This window comes from Flavobacterium glycines, assembly GCF_900100165.1.
Taxonomy (GTDB): Bacteria; Bacteroidota; Bacteroidia; order Flavobacteriales; family Flavobacteriaceae; genus Flavobacterium; species Flavobacterium glycines.
Genome location: NZ_FNEO01000001.1, coordinates 1,362,891 through 1,383,276 on the forward strand (window position 1 = coordinate 1,362,891; position 20,386 = coordinate 1,383,276).

Sequence of the window (20,386 nt, forward strand, 5' to 3'; positions counted from 1 at the left end):
CTTTTTATTCGAAAAATTTAAAATAAAATAAAAATATTGAGTTGCAAAATGCTAAGTTTTTCGGTTTTAAATTAAAAGCTTAGAAACTTAGTATCTTTGCAACTTAGTAACTTAATAAAGAATGGCAAAAGAAGTATTAGAGTGTTCGTTTTGTGGAAGAAAAAAGCCGGAAACCAATTTATTGATTGCCGGTATTAATGCGCACATTTGCGACAGATGTATCGAACAGGCTCATGGAATTGTTCTTGAAGAGTTGAAATCAAATGGAAACTCAAAATTAGTTGGTGATTTGATTTTGCAAAAGCCAAAAGAAATCAGAGCTTTCCTTGATCAATATGTGATAGGACAAGACCAGACTAAAAAAGTAATGTCGGTGGCAGTTTATAATCACTACAAGCGTTTGATGCAACAGCAACTGGAAGACGAAGTAGAGATTGAAAAAAGTAACATCATCATGGTGGGACAAACAGGAACAGGTAAAACATTGGTAGCAAAAACTATTGCTAAAATGCTGGATGTTCCGTTGGCTATTGTGGATGCAACAGTTTTAACTGAGGCGGGTTATGTAGGAGAAGATGTCGAAACCATTTTGACACGTCTGTTACAGGCAGCTGATTATGATGTTGCCAAAGCAGAACGCGGAATTGTATTTATTGACGAAATTGATAAAATTGCCCGTAAGAGCGATAATCCGTCAATAACGCGTGATGTTTCGGGTGAAGGTGTACAGCAAGCTTTATTGAAATTATTAGAAGGAACTGTTGTAAACGTACCACCAAAAGGAGGACGTAAACATCCGGACCAAAAATTTGTTGAGGTAAATACTCAAAACATTTTGTTTATTGCCGGTGGTGCTTTTGACGGTGTAGAAAGAATTATTTCTAAACGTTTGAATCGTCAGGCTGTGGGGTATTCTACTTCAAAAAATGAAGATAATATTGATAAAGAAAATTTATTGCAATACATTATTCCAAAAGACATTAAAGATTTTGGATTGATTCCTGAGATTATTGGACGTTTACCGGTGTTAACGCACATGGATCCATTAGACAGAGATACCTTGAGATCAATTTTGACTCAGCCTAAAAATGCCTTAATCAAACAATATCAAAAATTGTTTTTGATGGATGATGTAGAGTTTTCTATTACCAATGATGCACTGGATTTTATTGTAGATAAAGCATTAGAATACAAATTAGGTGCACGTGGATTGCGTTCGCTTTGTGAAGCTATCTTAACCGATGCGATGTACGAATTACCAAGTTCTGATGATAAAATACTGGAAATTGATAAGGATTACGCTAAGGAAACTTTGAATAAAAATTTATTGAAGCGATTAGAGATTGCTTCGTAATTTTTTTGATTTATAAAATTTCAAACCCGTCTCGTTTTTTTGAATGAGACGGGTTTTTTTATGAGTTTGAGTTAGCTTAAAATCATCTCTTTGTAAAAAACACGCGATATTTTTTTTTATCTACAATAGATTGTCGATTTTTGTCGCTTCTAAAATCAATATAGATTAAAAATGGCAATTGAGGATAAAGAGATTATTTTATTAAAAGTTTCTGGTCAGGACAAACCAGGGGTAACAGCTGGTTTAACATCAGTATTGGCGATGTATAATGCCGTTATTTTAGATATAGGACAAGCGGATATTCACGATACACTTTCGTTAGGGATTTTGTTCGAAATAGAAGCCGGTTCTTCTTCGGCTCCGGTTTTAAAAGATTTGTTGTTTAAAGCTTACGAATTAGGAATTAAAGTAAAATTTATTCCAATTACCATTGATGATTATGAAAAATGGGTAAAAGCACAGTCTAAACAGCGTTATATCATTAATATTTTAGGCGAGACTTTGGCTGCTGCTCAATTGGCTGCGGTGACTAAAATAATGTCCGACCAAAATCTAAATATTGATTCGATAAAAAGATTAACAGGCAGAACTTCTATTGTAGAAACAGAAGTATATCCACGTTCTTGTGTGCAATTATCGGTTTCGGGAGAAATTGTAGATAAAACCGTTATGACTGCCAGTTTTATGGAGATTTCCAGAACTTTAGATGTTGATATTTCTTTCCAGGAAGACACTATTTATAGAAGAAACCGTCGTTTGGTGTGTTTTGATATGGATTCTACATTGATTCAGACTGAAGTTATTGACGAATTGGCTGAATTAGCGGGTGTAGGTGAACAAGTGAGAGCTATTACCGAATCGGCGATGAATGGTGAGATTGATTTTAGTGAAAGCTTCAAAAAACGTATGGCTTTGTTAGAAGGTTTAAGCGAAGATGTGTTGCATAATGTAGCCATCAATTTGCCAATAACAAAAGGAGCACACCGCTTGATGAAAGCTTTGAAATATTATGGTTATAAAACCGCTATTTTGTCAGGAGGATTTACCTATTTTGGAAACTATTTGCAAAAAGAACTAGGTATCGACTATGTTCATGCTAATGAATTAGAGATTAAAGACGGTAAATTAACCGGAAATTATATTGGTGAAATTGTAGATGGTCAAAAGAAAGCCGAATATTTGAAAGCCATTGCCGAGAAAGAAGGGATTCACATCAACCAGACTATTGCCGTGGGTGATGGGGCGAATGATTTGCCAATGATTAATTTAGCAGGGTTAGGAATTGCTTTTCATGCCAAACCTACGGTAAAAGAAAGTGCGGCAACTTCTATTTCGAGTTTGGGTCTTGACGGAGTTTTATACCTATTGGGTTATCATGATCGCCATATTGATATGATGGATGATATCTAGAATACGTAAATATAACATTTTCAAAACCTTAGTTCTATTTTTGAGCTAAGGTTTTTTTATTTCGTTACATTTAAAATTGTATTTTTATAATACAGACTTAAATAAAGCACAATGATAACAGTTCAAACAAAAATTCAGGCTCCCATAGATAAGATTTGGGATTTATGGACATTGCCGGAGCATATTACCCAGTGGAATATGGCTTCTGAGGATTGGCATACACCTTTTGCAGAGAATGATTTGAAAGTAGGTGGTAGATTTAAATCGACTATGGCTTCAAAAGACGGAACAATGAGTTTCGACTTTGTTGGAACATATTGCGCTGTTTTAGATAAAAAATTAATTGCTTATACTATCGAAGACGGAAGAGTAGTCATTATAGTTTTTGAAGAGTTGGAAGATGGATTTGAAGTCAGGGAATATTTTGAACCGGAATCAGTAAATTCAGAAGAATTGCAATATCAGGGTTGGCAGGCTATATTGGATAATTTTAAGAGGTACGTTGAGGATAATTTGAGCTAAATTCAATACAATGGCAAAACAAATATGGCTTAATCTTCCGGTAAAAGATATTAAGCAATCTAAGATGTTTTTTTCTAAACTTGGTTTTTCTTTCAATGAGCAACATGATACAGAATATTCAACTTGTTTGTTAGTTGGAGAAAATAATTTTGTAATCATGCTTTTTGAAGAAACCATGTTTCAGGAATTTATAAAAAATCCAATTACAGATACCAAACTAAGTTCGGAGGTTTTAATATCAATTGATGCCGAAAGTTGGGAGGAAGTAGATGCTATTGCCCACAGGGTTGAAGAGGCCGGAGGAACAGTCTTTTCAAAACCGGCTTTGAGTCAGGGTTGGATGTATGGCTGTGGTTTTGCTGATTTAGACGGGCATCGTTGGGGTGTTTTGTATATGGATTTTAGTAAGTTGTCATAAATACAACTGACAATAGAAAGAGTTTACTTTTTTATTATATAAGAAGTACCCTGATCGACGTGTTTTGATCATTTAACCCGATGGGCTATGTTTAAAAATTAATAACCAATTTTAATCAATATATTATGGTAACAATTAATCCGTATTTAATTTTTAATGGTAATTGCGAAGCAGCCTTTTTGTTTTATAAATCTGTTTTTGGCGGAGAATTTCCATACATCGGAAAATTTAATGAAATGCCTGCGGGCGATAATACTCCTGAATTGTCAGAAGAAGAGGGAAACAGAATTATGCATGTTTGTTTACCAATAGGAGCAACAATGTTAATGGGAAGTGATAGTAATTCGGCGAGTGGTGATGTTGTTTTTGGAAACAATTTTTCGGTTTCTGTCAATGTAGAAACTAAGGAGGAAGCAGATCGAATTTTCAACGGACTTTCGGCAGGAGGAAATGCTTATATGCCGATGGCTGATACTTTTTGGGGAGCTTATTTTGGAATGTTTACGGATAAATTTGGAATAAACTGGATGGTCAATTTTGATAAAAACGAAAAGCAATAAGGATGAAAATAGTAAAGAAAATTATAGCAGTTTTTTTAGCTCTGATTGTATTGCTTCTGGTAGTGGCTTTGTTTATTCCAAAGGATTATACGGTTTCGGTTTCAACAACTATAAACCAACCCAAAGGAATAGTTTTTGATTATGTGAAATTGATTAAAAATCAGGAAGAATATAGTGTTTGGGTAATGCAGGATCCTAATGTGGTAATGAATTATACCGGAACTGACGGAACTGTAGGTTTTAGAGCAGCATGGAATAGTAAAGACGATAATGTTGGCGAAGGTTCACAGCAAATTACAAAAATTACTGATGACAGAATTGATGTCGATTTGCATTTTGAACGACCAATGAAAGGAGATGCTAAAGCAACTACTTTTGTAGAGGAGGTTTCGGGAAATGAAACGAAAGTTACAAATGAATTCTATGGGCATTCTGATTATCCAATGAATTTAATGTCGTTGATAGGGAAGAAATTTATAACCGACGCCCAGACTCAAAATTTAGCTAATTTGAAGAAGATTTTGGAAGAATAGTTTAGGGCTTGATTTTTTTTAAAAAAGAAGAGTCTAATGAAACGTCTGTAATGGTATCTGAATAAACAGTACTTGCCCTAACGATACTTTTGATGTTGTCGTGTTTGAAATAAGCAGAAAAATTAAAAGTGTCATAATATTCATCTGTAGTATGACAATTTGCAAAAGACCCTGTGAAAATTACCTGATTGTCATCCAAAAAAGTAATGGTATTGACGAAAATTGTTACCGAATCAATATTTCTTTCTTTTATTTCAGAATAAAATTCCCAATCAAAAGGATATTGTACTTCTACATTATGTGGGTATTTAGGGTATTGGAGTTGAAACACCAAAACATTTTTACCTTCATCATTAGGTAAAAAGAAGGTAGCTTCAGTTTGATAGTCAACAGGGGTATAATCACGGGAAAATCCCTCATAATCAATATTGTCTGTTCGAACGTATCTGTAAGAAATGAATCCTTTTATTTCCATAGTTTCTTTTTTATATTGATAAATCAGTTTATTAATACTCTCTATTCTTGGCAAAACAGTAATCCAAAATTTTGGAATTGTTTCAAATCCATAAAGCATTCCTGCTAAACCGCCTGTAACTGCTCCCGTGGTATCGGTGTCTTTTCCTAAATTGATCGCTTTAAGAACGGCATCGATATAATTGTCGGTGGTAAGTAAACACCAAATACTCGCTTCCAAAGTGTGAACCACATAACCCGAACTGCTTATTTTATCTTCTTCCAACTCATAGATATTGCCGTTCAAAAGACGGTTGTAAATTTCAATTTCAGAAGGATTTATATGCAAGGATTTTAAAAAATCGGTTACTTCTTTTTTTAAGTCTTGGTAAATTTCAAACTTGTCTTTGCCTTCCATAATCTGTTTGGCAAATTCCAAATAATAAAAACAGCCAATCACCGAACGAAGGTGTGCGTGGGTTATGGAAGAAACCTGTTTTGTGATTTCAAATCGTTCGGCAATAGGTTTGTCTTTATGATATAAAACCAAAGGTAAAATACGCATTAAAGAACCGTTGCCATTGTCATTTTCATTAAACCCACCTGACATTTCCGGGCTAATACCTTCTGCTAATTTTTCAATGGCGATACGTGTACTTATGCCAATATCGAATACCCAGCCTTGGGGAGTCCAATAATTATAGACTTTCCATGCTATAAATTTTTGAGCCAATTGGTTCAAACTGAATCCTTCATTGATGCTTTCAGCTAAACAAAAAGTCAGCGAACTGTCATCAGACCAAACTCCTCCCCGAACATCATGCGTGCCAAAACCCTGCACAGTATTTATAGGATTTTGCTTCAAGTATTCACGGCTTTTAAATTCTACAGGAACGCCAAGCGCATCGCCAACAACAACACCATAAAGGATATTTTGAAGATGGTTTTTATTTTGCATTTAGGAATAGTTAAAATTCTAAAATTAGGTTGTTGAAATTATCTTTAAAACCTTGATTTTTAAAAAAGTTTAGGGCTTTGGTATTTTTTGAAAACACATCCAAAACAATCTTATGTGTAGATTCAGACTTTGCCCATTTTTTAATTTCCTCTATAAATGTTTTTCCAATACCTAGCTGGCGGTATTTTTTATCAATCATAATATCTCCAATGATACAGTAATTGTTAGAATTGTAGTTGGAATATTTAAACCAGCTAATGCCAGCCGTTATATATCCAATAATTCTATTTTTACTTTTGGCAATAAAAATAACATTTGTGGTGTCTCTCAAATACCAATCTAAATTCATTTTGTATTCATCGACGAAACTGTCTGTGTCTGCAAAGAAATCAGCATCAAATTCTTTGTGTAGGTTCATTAGTTTTACCCATAGTGATGCTATTTCGTCAAGGTGTTCGGGTGTTGCTTTTTGGATTTGATACATTGTTTTATCTATTTTTATTTAGGCTTCTTCGTTACTGAAAAATAAATTATCAAAATCTTCCTCCAGCACTTCCAGAAAAAGAGGAGTGTTTTTTACAACAAGTTGAAAATTATATCTTTCTTGTCTTAAATCAGTTGGAGAATATATTTTAGCTATTTCGAAATAACCATAAAAATATATGGAATCATCTTTAAAGATTTTATTGATAAAAATGCTGCTGTTTTGCGAATATTCCCATTTACAGATTCCGTCTTTAATTGTTTTAGTATAAATTAATCTACTGGAAAAACATAGCAAAATATCTTTTTGATGTAATAAAGAAACTTCTGTACAAAAGTTTTCAATGTCATTTTTGGCAATTTCATAACGTCTTTTTAGGTTGACTTTGTCAAATTGGAAACCATGATTTTCCGACCTTATGAGATAATTAGAATCTCGGTATTCTGTGATTAAAACAGCATCGGTTTGAAAGTTAGCTTTTCTAGGATTGTTGATTTTTACCATTAAATTGGATTATCTTTTTTTATTATTTAAACATGGCTTTAATTTTTTTATGTACTCCGTTTCTATAAGTTGAATATTTGTATTTTCATCAAAGACTATACATTCAATATTAAAATTGGAATGAATAAATGATTTAGTTTTTTCCCTTAATTCTTTGTTTTTTTTGTCTTTGACATCGAAATCCAGAAACAACCCGATTTTTTTAACAAAAGTAGCTCCTTCAAAATTTGACCATCCCATTTCTTGCTTTGCTCTACAAAATAAATCAGAAGTTTTCGTAACTTCTGCTTTGCCAATATATGCTATTTCACTGGTGTAAGTGTATCCCGTTTTTAAGCATATTTGTTGAAGTATTTCTTTGTCTTTTGGTTTAATAAAGTATAAGCCTCCTTTGCGTCTATATGTGTTTAAGTATTGTAAAATTGGATTCATAATTTTTTTGATTATAATAAATTTAGTTGCTCATTCAACCAACGTCCTTTATGATGTCCACGATTATCCTGCCAAGTTAATACAGGATAATTTGCCAAAGTATTACCTTCATAATTAATCGCTTTTCTATATGTATTTGATAGCAAATCAATATCATTTTCCAATATAAGGTTTTCTAATAATTGAGATTCTCTCCAAAATAAATAAGGCATTATCCCATTCTTCCTTTTATTTATGGCTAAGTCATAATAAGGAATTAAATCATCAAATTTAATCCATCCAAATAAGGCTGATAAAATTTTAATATCTGTTTGGGGTTTTAACCAATTATTCTGTAATACCTGTCTATATATAATAGACCTATTTGTCGAATACAATTGCCACGCAGGTAATGTTTTACTCCAATCTAACTCAATTTCTGTTAATTTTATCAAATTTAATCTTGCGTCAAATAATTCATTGTTATTGGATAGATTTTCAAGATTATTCGGATTATCAAGTACTGGTTTTGTTTTACTTCCTGAGCATGTAATTAAATATGCCATATTTTCTATTAATTTTAATTAGTTATTATTTTATTTTCTCCAGCGTAAAAAATCCGAGTTTAGAATATTGGTCTGTAAATGGAACCTGAAAATTTAAATTCCAATTCGAGAGTTCGGAATACTTACTAAACTTAGCTGTTATTGCATTAATTTCTTCCAGACTAGGTTTAGGAGTGATTACCGCACAGCATATTTTATTGATTTCAGGTTTAATTATTCCGTTTTGAGAAAGACTATCAAACTTTTCGCAGTCGCCAATTATACCCACTTTCTTGCCTTCGAAACTGTTTGAGGTATAAAAGTTGAGCTTTCTTCCTTTTCCCCTGTTTCCGGAAATAGAAAAATGTTTGAGTTCGAGATAAGTTTCCTCATTGTTTAAATCCGTAAAAGTGATGTCAATATGTATTCGTTTTGGTTTTAATAATAATACGGTATGCTGAAAATTAAAGCTCTTAATCTTTTTTGTTTCCACTAATTTTTTCAAATAGACGCCAATATTTATGACAAAGAAATTCTCCACCCGGATGTCATTTGTGATGATTAAATCATAAGCGGAATGATTTATTTCTTCATTAAGATAATTGTAAATACCTGCAATAATTTGATTTTTGTTCATATGGGTGTTATTTTTTTGATTACTTTAAAGAAAAAAATATTGATTCACAAAGCATTTGAATTATATATATAAGAATTTTCAATAAAATTAAAGCTATTCCTTTTAGCAAAAAAAACATTAATTAGATTTATTTTAAATTTTAGCTTGCAACTTTTTGATTCATAATTTTTTGTTAAAGGTTATATTTCAAAACTGTTTAGATATGTCAATAAACTGTCTGATTTAATGAATTTTAATTCCCTGTTTTCATAAGTGATTTTTTGAAGATTGTTGCCTGCCAGTTGAAACAGCAATTTCTCGATTCTAAAATCATCAAGCAACATTTCATACTGTCCAATTAATCCAATTTCTTTTTGTTCGATATATATGCCTTTTTTTAAAGTGAATTTCTCTTTATTAATTTCAGTAGTATAAAGTGGAAACAGCAGTAATTCCTGATTCAAATCATTGATTTTTAATTTTTGTATTTTTTTGTTTTGCTGCCAAATCTCGATTAGATTTTTTGGAGTATTCAGCAGTACTTTACTGGAGCATCCCTTAAAATTTTCAAATGATTGAATGCGGTCTTTTTGCAATAAAAAATAAAAATAAGGGTCGGTTAACGCTTGGTGTAAGGGCAGCTGCATACGTTGGGCAATACGTTCATATTCTATTTTTTCAGCGGGGTCAATACTCAATCTTTTGATGGTTTGGGATTCTCCAAAAAGGTTTATTTTGAGTTTGGCTGCGGGCATTGGTTAAATTCCTCCATCAGAAATGAGTTTTCTTTTATTAGTTTTGAATGCTGTAAAGCGCTTCGATTTCGGTTGGAGTTAATGCTCTGTCCCAAATAGCAACATCATCTATTTTTCCATCCGTATGATTCCAATAACCGTTAGCCTGATTAGACTCTCCAATTGAAATTCCTGAATTTCCGGATGTATTCATCGTGCTGGAGTAATTTTGAGTCGCTGCAAGTCTTCCGTTGATATATAGCCTAACTTGATTCTGATTGTAGGTCATTACCAAGTGATACCATTTATTTAGAGTTAATGGTTGGTTTGAAACAGCATTTGCACTGCCTGTTCCGTTTGTTCCTACAATAAAAGCGGTAACGGAAGTTGGATTGAATGTGATTCCCCAAACCTGACCATTTGGATTAGAGTATCCGTATTGAAAGCGATTGATAATTGTAGAATAAGGATTGTTAGTATTCCCATTCCAGAAATATGAACGTGGATAAAGCCATAGTGATACTGTTATATTATTCACATTCATTAATGGAGAATAAGGGATGTAGATTTCATCGTTTTGGTTTCCGAAACTGGCATTGCTAAAGTCAAAATCGTAAGCTCTGTGAGTCTTGTTGTTTTTGTCAGTAGTTAAAGTTGCTCCATGAACGGTTCCGTTTAAATCATGACCGGAACTATCATTTGCATCGCCATCAAAATTGTATTGGGCAATTAGACCATCGCTTGGAAATGTTGCCGGTGTTGAGTCGCTGTTTGGGCTACAATTATATAATAAAACAGCAAAAACAATCATAGCGGTAAGTTTCTTTAAAGATTCAAATGTTTTCATTTGTATTGGATTTATAAGTTTAGGGCAAAGGTATTGGTATGTTTTTCGGTATTTTTTATAGCCTCAAAACAATAGGCGTTTTATGTCGTATAAAGGTTTATATTTGTATTTCAATACTCAAATTATGCTTAAACAACTCGAAAGATTAAAAATCATCTCTACTTATTTGAAAGAAACATCGGCTGATGCAAAAACTATTTTAGCTTATCTTAAACAGAATAATGCCGAGATAAGTCTTCGTCAATTACAGCGGGATTTAAAAGATGTAGCGGAATTTTTTCTGAGAACCGATGAAGTAATGCAAGTAACAAAGGAAGGTTTGAGTAAGATGTATAAAATCACTATATCAGAACGAAATAAGACCATCGAACAACAAACAATTAATACCTGGCAGTTGATGGAACAATCGGGAAGTGTACCTTTATTGGAACAACGAAATGTAGGTAAGGATAAGAAAGCCTTACGTAGGATTTTAAATAAAGTTTTGGTTTTGGTAAGTGGTAAACAAAGTTTGAATAATTATGAAATTATAAAGGCGACTAATTTTTATACCGTAAAAGGAGATGCTAATTTTAATAAAGTAGTTGATGATTTGTTGAAAGCTATCAGGAACTCATTAGTGGTAAAAATAAGTGAAGTTGTAAATGATTTTACAAGTGATAATAATGCCACAAAGAAATGGAATGTTAAGTTTTTACCTTTTCGAATTGTATTTCATCGAGGTGATTTTTTCATTGCAGGGATTGAAAATAAAAAAGCGGTAGTGTACGAAATTGGGCAATTTGTAAATGTCACTGTATCAAAATCGGGTTTTAACAGAGAGCAATATGAAGCTCAAATTAATCAGGAATTAGGTAATCGTTTTGGCATTACTAAAAATATAAATGATGAGGTTTATGATGTTAAACTTGAATTTACATCCGTAACAGGAGCTTTGGTTTCTAAATATCATTGGCATCATTCGGAAAAATTTGTAAAAGAAAACGGCAATTGGATTATGACTATGCGTTGTGGTATCAATAGGGAATTGGTAGGCTGGCTTTTTCAATGGATGGATAATGTTCGTGTTATTGAACCTGTTCTTCTTCAGGAGCAGTATAATCAGATTTTGATTAAAATGAATAAAAATGTAGCGTCTAGTGAAACCTTAGTTTATAAAAATCATTTCGAATACAAAAAGGATTAGATTGAAAAAAAAACACTTTCTACTTCATGTTTTTCAACTGTTGCAGATGATTTATTATGATATTAATCGTTTTTATAGCCTATCTTTTTCCTTGGTACAGTGTTCTCTTTTTTGTCAACCAATTCATCTAGATAATTAAAAACGAGTTCAATATTTTTACTGTGATTGTTTAGCTTCTTTTTAATTTCTTCGATTTCAATTTTCATACTTAGAGTATCAGTAAGTATTGCTCTCATTTTAGTAAACACACGAATAATCTGAATGTTCATTTTGATTGCTGTAGAACTGTTCAGTATACTTGACAACATAGCTACTCCTTGTTCGGTAAATGCCATAGGTGTATATCTAGTCCCTCCCCAGTTTGAGGTGCCAAAATGGCTCCTCAAGTTTTCAAATTCTTGTTCGCTAAGTTCAAACATAAAATCCTCAGGAAATCTTTCTATATTTCTACGAACTTGTCTTTTGAGTTGTTTGGTCTCTACACTATAAAGTTCAGCCAGATCTTTGTCAATCATTACTTTTAAATTTCTAATTAAATAAATTTTGCTAGTAATGATTTCGTCAGGAATAGTAATGTTATCATTCATGCTTTAAAATTTTGTAATAAAAATAAAGCAAAAATTTAAATATTCCTAGGTTGAGATTTTAAATTTATAGGATTAAATAACTATCTTAATCTGCATACTTTTCAACTGTTCCAGATAATCTCTTTGATTAGATAGTCTCGGTATTTTGTGTTGACCACCTAATTTATTGTTGTCTTTGAGCCAATCATAGAATAAATGCTCTCTCGCAACATTGATTACCAAAGGATTTAGTGTCATGTTGTTGTAGCGTTTGGCCTCGTAATCCGAATTCAGAGTTTGTAACGTTTCGTCCAGCGCTTTTTGAAAAACAGCCATATCAGCCGGTTTTTTCTTGAACTCAATCATCCACTCGTGTGCTCCTTTTTCTTTTCCATTCATAAAAACAGGGGCAACGGTATAGTCGATTATTTCAGCATGGGTGATATGACAGGCCTTGGCAAGTGCCTGATCAGTGTTTTCGACCATTAATTCTTCTCCAAAAACGTTGATGTGGTGTTTGGTTCTTCCGGTAACCCTGATTCTAAATGGATTTAGCGAAGTGAAACGCACGGTGTCGCCTACTAAATAACGGAACAATCCCGAATTAGTGGTGATAACAATAGCATAGTTTTTATTTAATTCCACATCGGCTAAACGGATTACTTTTTGATTGGGTGTCCCAAAAGTGTCCATTGGAATAAATTCATAAAAAATTCCGTAGTCCAGCATTAACAATAAATCACTGGAATGATTTAAATCCTGAATGGCAAAAAATCCTTCCGAAGCATTGTATATTTCGTAATATTTGAATTCTTTTTTAGGAAGCAGGTTTTGGTATTGCTCGCGGTACGGATTGAAACTTACTCCTCCGTGAAAATAAACTTCCAGGTTAGGCCAAATTTCGAATAAATTGCCTTTGCCGGTTTCTTCCAGCATTTTGTTCATTAACACCAGCATCCACGAAGGAACTCCTGCAAAGCTGGTTACATTTTCTCTTTTGGTTTCGTTGATAATGGCTGCCATTTTGGATTCCCATTCGCTCATTAACGAAATTTTATTGCTTGGCGTACTGCTGAATTCAGCCCAAATAGGCATATTTTCAATCAATATTGCCGATAAATCGCCAAAGAAACTATTGTTGTCTTCATAGATTTGAGAACTTCCTCCCAAACGTAAACTTTTGCCTGTAAAAAGTTCCGAGTTTTCATTGTTGCTTAAATAAAGGCACAATAAATCCTTGCTGCCTTTGTAATGGCAATCTTCGAGTGCTTCGTTGCTTACAGGGATAAATTTGCTTTTTGCATTAGTGGTTCCGCTTGATTTTGCAAACCATTTAATAGGCGATTCCCAAAAAACATTTTGTTCTCCCTGACGCGTTCTTTCAATTAAAGGCTGTAATTCTTCATAAGTAGCAATCGGAATTCTTTCTGCAAAAGTAGCATAGGAATTAATCGAAGCATAATCGTATTTTTTGCCTAATACTGTATTTTTTGCTGCAGCAATCAAATTCATAAGCAGCTCTTCCTGAACCTCGTTTGGGTATTTCAGGAAAAGTTCGATTTGATGGATTCGTTGTTTTAAAACCCAGGAAGCAAATGAATTGATGAGCTGTATTGGCATTTTTAAAAAATAGGGTTATGAAATTTAGCTTAGGAATAATAACTTTACCAAAAATAGCAAAATTTACGAAACAGCAAACCTTAAAAATTCAATCTTAATGCAATACGAAGGCGTACTTACTAAAATGGAAACCGAATATGGAAAACCTATTCAATACTACTTAGTTTTTGAAACTAGTTTTTTGAATGTTAATCAGCTGATAGGTAAAGATATTTCAATTGATTTTGTAGGTTTTCAATGCTTGAATTGCAATAAGAAAAAGAAAATTTTCCGTCAGGGATTTTGTTACGAATGTTTTTATTCCAGTGCTGCTGTGGGCGACTGGATTATGAAACCTGAGTTGAGTACCGCACATTTAGGGATTGCAGACCGTGATTTGGCTTATGAAGAAAAGGTGCAATTGCAGCCTCATATTGTGTATTTGGCTTTGTCTAGCGAGATAAAAGTGGGTGTAACACGTAAAACCCAGGTGCCTACCCGATGGATTGATCAGGGAGCTACTGAGGCGATTGCTATTGTTGAAGTTCCGAATCGTTATTTGGCTGGGATTACTGAGGTAGCTTTAAAAGACCATTATGCCGATAAAACGAATTGGCGTAAAATGTTGACCAATGATATTGAAGCCGTCGATTTAGTAGCCGAGCGATTGAAATTGGAAAATTTAATTCCTGACGAAGTACGGGATTATTTTATTTTGGATAAAAATGATTTGTACCAAATGGACTATCCGGTTTTGCAATATCCTTCAAAGGTGAAGAGTCTGAGCTTAGATAAAACACCCAAGTTTGAGGGAAAATTAACCGGGATAAAAGGACAGTATCTACTATTTGAAGACGGAACTGTTTTTAATGTTCGTGGTTCTGAGGGGTATGTGGTGAGTATTTCGGTGTAACAGCATTATTATTATTTGAGCGTTCCCTTATTGAAAAACAAGAAAAATGTTTTTCAATAAGGTCGGGCTGTACGCTATATCTTTTAGGAATCCTTTCCGCCTAAAAAGGCGAAGGATTCCTAAAAGGATGTCGCTTCCATCCCTTACGCGTTATGGACAACGATATTTTTTTGATTTTGGAATATAAATATTTAAGAGGGGTATTGCCTTTCGTTTGAAGTAAAGTTGTTAACTCTATTCGCTAAAGTTAATTCGTTTTGATTACTTTGCTAATATATTTTAGATTCTTCATCAATTCATTGTAGTTGGAGAAATTTTCAATACCAAATAAATCTTTATCAGTTAGCCAATTTGTCGGAATCTCCAAGTTTCTAGATTTGTAAAAGTTTAATAAGTAGGATCCGCCATCATACCACATATCTCCAAGTTTGTCAGAGAATTTTTTTTCATAATAGATATATTTTTCGTATTCTCTAAATTTTAACTCTTCCTTTAGAGCTAGATATGTTTTATTATACTCATTTCTGTTGGTTAAAGATTTCTGACTGTTTTTATAATTTAAACTTCGATGTTTCTTTATTTCGGGAGAATATTCGTCTTCAAAGGCAATATATTCGCGTACTGCTTCCTGCCATATTTTTTTTAGTTTTTCATAGTTAGGAGATTTATGCATAACCCATAAAAGATTTTTATCTTCTTGTGTAGCCAAAGAATATCTGCTTTTTCCTTTTTTCATGTTTTGAAGATAAAATTCTAACTTTAAATAACTTAATTGTTTGTCAATACTATCTTTCTTGTTTTTCAATTCAGAAAGATTCGCTATTTCGTATATAGTAGTTATTTTTTGGGCTAAAGAACGATTTGTAATTAAACAAATAATTGAAGCAATAATTAAAAATTTTAATTTCATAGTTTTAATTTTAGCTACCTGGCTTATGTAAACAACGCTATTACATATACTTTCTATACGAAGCTTGTTTTAATCAAAAAAGCTGGTTTTGTTTATTTTTCAAATGTATAAAAATATCTTACAAAAATCAGTTTTAAAATTTTCCTGAAATTACTACTTGAATAGTTTTATTTAATTATAAAACAAAAAAAAGGATGATTCTCCAATTAGAAAACCCATCCTTTTTTTTAAATGATAAATTGTTATTTTGTTGCAGTAGTATCCGCTACTTTTTTCTTTTTGTTAAAGAGATTGTTCAATAGATCGGTTGCTTTTGCTTTTACCTCTTCTTTAGCTTTCGTTTGTACTTCGGTTTTAGTTGTCGGAATGACTGTTTTTGTAGTATCTCCTGCTTTTTTGTTTTTATTGATAATGTCGGTTAAAGCAGCGTTTCCTTTGCTCACTAATTTTTGTTTTTGTTGTTGGATTAGTTGATTGGTTAAGTTAGTGGCCGCAGTTTTTAAATCGGTGGTGATTTTAGGTTTTGAAAAACTACCGCTTAAAAGTGCATTTACCGGAATGTTTTCCAGTTTGGCGGCATCCGCAGCAGATAGTTTTGAAATTAAAGCATTGGCTTCTGTGCCTAAATATTTAGCAGGAACATTGAATTTGATATTGTAATTCATGCTCTGATCAAAACCATGAGTACCGCCTATAGTTGCCTGAATATCTTTGTATTTTATATTAAAAGGTTTTACGTTTACTTTTCCTTCTTTGAATGTAATTGCCGCTCTTAAATCATTTAAATTGATTTTGTTCAAATCTAAGAATTTAATATTCGAAGTCAAAGCCGTCAATAGTGTCGAATTACTGGAATTGATAGTGGTAGATAGAAATTGACCTAATAAATCTCCGGTGATGGTTTTTAAATCGGGAGTTAATTCTACGGCATCCAGATTTCCGTTTAATTTGATAGTGGAGTTGATTTTTCCATTAACTACCCCTGCAATTGGAGCCAGTTTTTTAAGCATGTCTAATTGTGTAAAGGATTGTGCAATATCAACCTGGTTTAAACCTAAATCCATATCAAATGTTGGTGTTTTTCCTTTTGTAGAGACAGCACCATTTAATCCGATAGCTCCACCAAAAATGTTAGTTTTGATGTTCTCCATCGTTAGTTTTTCGTCTTTAACGATTAATTTACCCGAAACATTTTTTAGTGTTAAATTATCGTACAATACCGTATTGGCTTTTGCGGTAAGCGTACAATCCAGATAGGCAGGGATTTTCATGGCTTCTGTTTTCTTAGCTTTTGTGTTGTCGGATGTTGTAGTTGCTGTTTTTGGTTTCTCTTCAGTAGTTACAAAATCATTAACGGCTAATTGATTAGAAGTCAGATTAAAATTACCCTGTAGGTTTTGATTTTTAAATACAAAGCCGTAGAAATTTTCTAAAACTCCGGTAACACTCAAATCGCTTTTTCCGGTCGAAGCTTTAAATTGTTTCAGGTTTACTCTTGACGGATTAAAGGCGATTTCGGCTGTGCTAATGTTCATCGATTTGCCGTTTTCGTCGGTGTATTTAAATCCAGACAAACTCATTGTTCCTGAATTTTTGATGTTTTGATATTGGCTTTTTTCTACCGATTGCATGTCGAATTGAGTAGTCACATCGGCTTTTAGAATTCCGCTTAAAGGTTTGTCCAGTTTTACAGGATAGGCTTTTGATAAATTGCCTAAGTTAATGGTTCCTTTTAACATGGCATCTACAAGAGCATTTTGGGTAACATTTTTAATATTGGCTTTGGCATTAAAAACATCCTGATCAATACGGAAAGAAAGTTTGTCTAAGTTGACATAAGTATCATTTAAAATTCCGGTTTGATTGATGATTTTAGTATCAATGATAATATTCTGAACCGATTTAGGAAGATTAGGATATTGAAAAGAAGCATTATTAGAAGCGATTTCAATATTGAATTTTGGAACCGTTTTGTCTGAGTACAATCCTTTCGCAAATCCGGCTACAGTAAAATCTCCGGTAGTTTTTACATTGTCCAGATCAGCCGCATAAGCCGCCGGAATAACACCTAAGAAGTTTTTAAATGAAGATGTTGGCGTTTTGAATTTCAAATCGTATTCCTGACCGGCATCAACTAATTGAATAAATCCGTCAAATTCCAAAGGCAATTGATTGATTAAAGCCTTGTTTTCTTTGAAAGTGTATTTGCTTTTTTCTAAATCAATTCCTAAAACAGCATCCAGTGTCAAGGCTACTTTGTTCATATAATTCACCTTGTCCATATCCAGACTTATTTTGGCTGTTGATTTGGTGTTTAAATCTAATTTGGAAGCCGCAAAATCTCCTGTTCCTTCGTGGTTCAAACTGTCAATTAGCATTTTTATTTTCGAACTTTCGTCAAAATAACGGAATTGAAAATTTTCCAGTTTGTAATTCTGGATGTTCAAAGCCAATGGTTTGCCTTTGCTTTTATCGGTTTCTTTTTCATCTTTTAGAGCAATATCATAATTTCCAATTCCATCTTTGTTGAAAATAATATTGATTAAACCGTCTTTAGAATTTATTCCATCAATATTGATGGGTTCATTGTCACCTTTAAAAAGTTCTTTAATTGACATTTTTAAATTCAGTTCGCCTAATGCAACCAGAGTGTCTCCTTCAAATGGTGCTTTGTTGATGATGGCTAATTTTTCGATGGTGACATTTGCATTGGGAAAGTTTTTGAACAAACTCAAATCGGCATCTGCAAAACTCACTTTGGCATCCACTTTTTGATTGATAGCCTCCAAGATTTTTGCTTTTATCTGATCCTTAAAAAAATAGGGAATAGCGAATAAGGAAACAGCAAAAAGAGCGATAATAATTCCGAATATTTTTAGTGCTTTTTTTAACATGACGAAGGAATTTAAATTACACGTGAGATGTTCTATTACAAAAATAAAGTAATAGGCGTAGATAAGTTTATAATATTTTCATAATATGTTATATCTTCTTAAGGGGATTACAGAAAAAAAATCCGCTAAAATTATAAACGGATTTTGATTGATACTATTTTAGAAGACTGTAAATTATTAATAAATGCTTATTTCAAAAGGTAACATTGCCTGAATTCCTTTTCGGGATTGCAATTTTTTGATTTGTTGTAAAAGTTGGTAGTTTTCTTTCCCTATTTCTTCTTTAATAATGTCGGCTTTTGAACTTCCAAAAGGTAATTTTGAAAGCATATCGTCAAGATTTTCTTCGTATTCAGGGTAATTTTTGGTGCTGTAATTCTGAGTTTTAGATAAACGGGCTGCTTCAACAATGGCAGCGTTTAGTCCGCCAATTTTATCTACTAAACCAATTTTTAATGCTTCTGAACCTGACCATACCCTTCCTTGTGCAATAGAATCAACGGCAGCAAAACTCATTTTTCGACCTTGAGCTACATGGCTAACAAAGGTTTTGTAAACATGTTCAATGCCTTCCAGTGTCACATTTTTAAAGTTTTCTTCCATGGGAACAAACGGACTGTAATCGGAAGCATTTTGATGTGTTTTTACCTGTTCAATATTGATTCCGATTTTTTTTGTCAACTGACTAAAATTTGGAAGGATGCCAAAAACGCCTATTGAACCGGTGATAGTGTTGTCTTGAGCAAAAATAGTATTAGCATTACAAGCAATATAATAACCTCCTGAAGCAGCATAATTTCCCATAGAAACAACTATTGGTTTAACTTTTTTGGTCAATTCTATTTCTCTCCAGATTAAATCGGAGGTTAAGGCATTTCCTCCCGGACTGTCAATTCTAAGTACAATTGCTTTTATTTTTTTGTCTTTTCGGGCTTCTTGTAAGGAACGACGAATGGAGCCTTCCCCAATGGTGTTTACATCGCCTTCGCCACTTTGGATTTCGCCCTGGGCAAAAATTACAGCAATTGTATCATCGGTTTCAGAAATTACCGAGGTAGTGGTCATTTTATGAGTATAATCGCTAATGGATATTTTGTTATAATCTTTGTCAGAGCTTACTTTTAGTGCTTTTTTGATGTCATTATGGTAGGTGTCTTCATACGCAATATAGTCTACCAGTTTTTGTTTTTTTGCCATTTCGGGAGTTCGTGCCAGTAGTCCATTGGCAATTTGATTTAATTTGGTTACCGAAATATTTCGACTTTTTGCGATGTCGGCACAAACTGAGTTCCAAATCGAATGCAATAAGACAGAGGTTTGTTCTCTGTTGGCGTCGCTCATTTTGTTTTCTAAGAAAGGTTCCACGGCACTTTTGTATTTTCCGTGTCGTAAAACTTCCATTTTCACTCCGGTTTTTTCCTGTAAATCTTTAAAGAACATAATTTCAGAGGAAAGCCCTTTAAAGTCTAATTCGCCCACAGGATTTAAATAAATAGAATTGGCAACCGAATTTAAATAGTATTCTTTTTGCGAATAGCTATTGGCGTAAGCCATAACAAACTTTCCTGATTTTTTAAAGTTTTCAAGGGCATTTCTCAGCTCTTTATTTTGAGCCATTCCCAATTCGTTAGGATTATTTAAAATAGAAATTCCTTTAATATTATCATCTATAGAAGCTACGTCGATAGCATTGATTACATCCGAAAGGCCAATGTTTTTTTCTTCAGAAAAAAAACTCATCCAGGGATCTTTGTATTTACCGGCATAATCATATTTTACATCTCCAAGATTTAATTCGAGAACAGAATTGCTTTTGAGAGATTCAGATTCACTTTCCCCTCCAAAAAGCATGGTGATAAAAATGATTCCGAAAAACATCAACATTAAAAATACAAACAAACCTACAACTGTAGCGATAACATTGCTTAAAAATTTCATAATAGTATTCTTTGATTTTGTAGCGAAAAGT

Annotated in this window: 21 protein-coding genes; 8 read left to right on the forward strand and 13 right to left on the reverse strand. The window is 33.1% G+C overall.

Annotated features, from left to right (window positions below; translation table 11 throughout):
* The first annotated feature begins 121 nt into the window (after positions 1-121).
* The 6 genes from clpX (at position 122) to BLR17_RS05490 (ending at position 4,797) form a co-directional block, all read left to right on the forward strand.
* Positions 122-1,354, forward strand: a complete 1,233-nt coding sequence (gene clpX, locus BLR17_RS05465; RefSeq protein WP_066326926.1) for an ATP-dependent Clp protease ATP-binding subunit ClpX — start codon at positions 122-124, stop codon at positions 1,352-1,354.
* Positions 1,355-1,525: 171 nt separating this feature from the next.
* Positions 1,526-2,764: a phosphoserine phosphatase SerB gene (gene serB, locus BLR17_RS05470; protein WP_066326925.1), complete on the forward strand. Its 1,239-nt coding sequence runs from the start codon at positions 1,526-1,528 to the stop codon at positions 2,762-2,764.
* Between the two features lie 111 nt (positions 2,765-2,875).
* Positions 2,876-3,286: an SRPBCC domain-containing protein gene (locus BLR17_RS05475; RefSeq protein ID WP_066326924.1), complete on the forward strand. Its 411-nt coding sequence runs from the start codon at positions 2,876-2,878 to the stop codon at positions 3,284-3,286.
* A gap of 10 nt (positions 3,287-3,296) precedes the next feature.
* Positions 3,297-3,704, forward strand: coding sequence for a VOC family protein (locus BLR17_RS05480; protein ID WP_066326923.1), 408 nt, complete (start codon positions 3,297-3,299; stop codon positions 3,702-3,704).
* 125 nt (positions 3,705-3,829) lie between these two features.
* Positions 3,830-4,264, forward strand: a complete 435-nt coding sequence (locus BLR17_RS05485) for a VOC family protein (protein ID WP_066326922.1) — start codon at positions 3,830-3,832, stop codon at positions 4,262-4,264.
* 2 nt (positions 4,265-4,266) lie between these two features.
* Positions 4,267-4,797, forward strand: coding sequence for an SRPBCC family protein (locus tag BLR17_RS05490; RefSeq protein WP_066326921.1), 531 nt, complete (start codon positions 4,267-4,269; stop codon positions 4,795-4,797).
* A gap of 1 nt (position 4,798) precedes the next feature.
* Here the strand turns inward: BLR17_RS05490 and BLR17_RS05495 are convergent, their stop codons facing one another.
* The 8 genes from BLR17_RS05495 to BLR17_RS05530 form a co-directional block, all read right to left on the reverse strand.
* Positions 4,799-6,208: an ADP-ribosylglycohydrolase family protein gene (locus BLR17_RS05495; RefSeq protein WP_066326919.1), complete on the reverse strand. Its 1,410-nt coding sequence runs from the start codon at positions 6,206-6,208 to the stop codon at positions 4,799-4,801.
* Positions 6,209-6,218: 10 nt separating this feature from the next.
* Positions 6,219-6,692 (reverse strand): GNAT family N-acetyltransferase, encoded by a 474-nt coding sequence (locus BLR17_RS05500; RefSeq protein WP_066326918.1) that lies wholly within the window; start codon positions 6,690-6,692, stop codon positions 6,219-6,221.
* An 18-nt stretch (positions 6,693-6,710) separates the two neighbouring features.
* Positions 6,711-7,196 (reverse strand): hypothetical protein, encoded by a 486-nt coding sequence (locus tag BLR17_RS05505; protein ID WP_066326915.1) that lies wholly within the window; start codon positions 7,194-7,196, stop codon positions 6,711-6,713.
* 9 nt (positions 7,197-7,205) lie between these two features.
* Positions 7,206-7,628, reverse strand: coding sequence for a GIY-YIG nuclease family protein (locus BLR17_RS05510; RefSeq protein ID WP_066326913.1), 423 nt, complete (start codon positions 7,626-7,628; stop codon positions 7,206-7,208).
* Positions 7,629-7,639: 11 nt separating this feature from the next.
* Entirely contained in the window at positions 7,640-8,173 is a 534-nt protein-coding gene (gene yaaA / locus BLR17_RS05515) for a peroxide stress protein YaaA (protein ID WP_066326910.1), read from the reverse strand.
* Between the two features lie 25 nt (positions 8,174-8,198).
* Entirely contained in the window at positions 8,199-8,789 is a 591-nt protein-coding gene (locus tag BLR17_RS05520) for a hypothetical protein (RefSeq protein WP_066326909.1), read from the reverse strand.
* A 179-nt stretch (positions 8,790-8,968) separates the two neighbouring features.
* Complete coding sequence (locus BLR17_RS05525) at positions 8,969-9,523, reverse strand: hypothetical protein (RefSeq protein WP_066326905.1); 555 nt, start codon at positions 9,521-9,523, stop codon at positions 8,969-8,971.
* Between the two features lie 37 nt (positions 9,524-9,560).
* On the reverse strand, positions 9,561-10,349 hold the full coding sequence (locus tag BLR17_RS05530) for a LamG domain-containing protein (protein WP_066326903.1): 789 nt from the start codon (positions 10,347-10,349) through the stop codon (positions 9,561-9,563).
* Between the two features lie 124 nt (positions 10,350-10,473).
* Between BLR17_RS05530 and BLR17_RS05535 the strand changes: the two genes are divergently transcribed.
* On the forward strand, positions 10,474-11,535 hold the full coding sequence (locus tag BLR17_RS05535; RefSeq protein WP_169817154.1) for a helix-turn-helix transcriptional regulator: 1,062 nt from the start codon (positions 10,474-10,476) through the stop codon (positions 11,533-11,535).
* A 62-nt stretch (positions 11,536-11,597) separates the two neighbouring features.
* Here BLR17_RS05535 and BLR17_RS05540 read toward each other — a convergent pair whose 3' ends face one another.
* Together BLR17_RS05540 and BLR17_RS05545 are read right to left on the reverse strand one after the other, a co-directional pair.
* Positions 11,598-12,122: an ORF6N domain-containing protein gene (locus BLR17_RS05540; RefSeq protein WP_066326901.1), complete on the reverse strand. Its 525-nt coding sequence runs from the start codon at positions 12,120-12,122 to the stop codon at positions 11,598-11,600.
* 72 nt (positions 12,123-12,194) lie between these two features.
* Complete coding sequence (locus tag BLR17_RS05545) at positions 12,195-13,721, reverse strand: GH3 auxin-responsive promoter family protein (protein WP_066326899.1); 1,527 nt, start codon at positions 13,719-13,721, stop codon at positions 12,195-12,197.
* A gap of 97 nt (positions 13,722-13,818) precedes the next feature.
* Between BLR17_RS05545 and BLR17_RS05550 the strand changes: the two genes are divergently transcribed.
* Positions 13,819-14,613: a DUF2797 domain-containing protein gene (locus BLR17_RS05550; protein ID WP_066326897.1), complete on the forward strand. Its 795-nt coding sequence runs from the start codon at positions 13,819-13,821 to the stop codon at positions 14,611-14,613.
* Positions 14,614-14,860: 247 nt separating this feature from the next.
* On the opposite strand, the gene BLR17_RS05555 is transcribed toward BLR17_RS05550, so the two are convergent.
* From BLR17_RS05555 to sppA, 3 genes are all read right to left on the reverse strand, one after another.
* The gene (locus BLR17_RS05555; protein ID WP_066326896.1) at positions 14,861-15,523 is read right to left on the reverse strand and encodes a hypothetical protein; all 663 of its coding nucleotides are present in this window, start codon (positions 15,521-15,523) and stop codon (positions 14,861-14,863) included.
* Between the two features lie 242 nt (positions 15,524-15,765).
* Positions 15,766-18,417: an AsmA-like C-terminal region-containing protein gene (locus BLR17_RS05560; RefSeq protein ID WP_066326893.1), complete on the reverse strand. Its 2,652-nt coding sequence runs from the start codon at positions 18,415-18,417 to the stop codon at positions 15,766-15,768.
* A gap of 177 nt (positions 18,418-18,594) precedes the next feature.
* A complete protein-coding gene (sppA, locus tag BLR17_RS05565; protein ID WP_066326888.1) occupies positions 18,595-20,355 on the reverse strand; it encodes a signal peptide peptidase SppA in 1,761 nt (586 codons plus the stop codon).
* Positions 20,356-20,386: the final 31 nt, after the last annotated feature.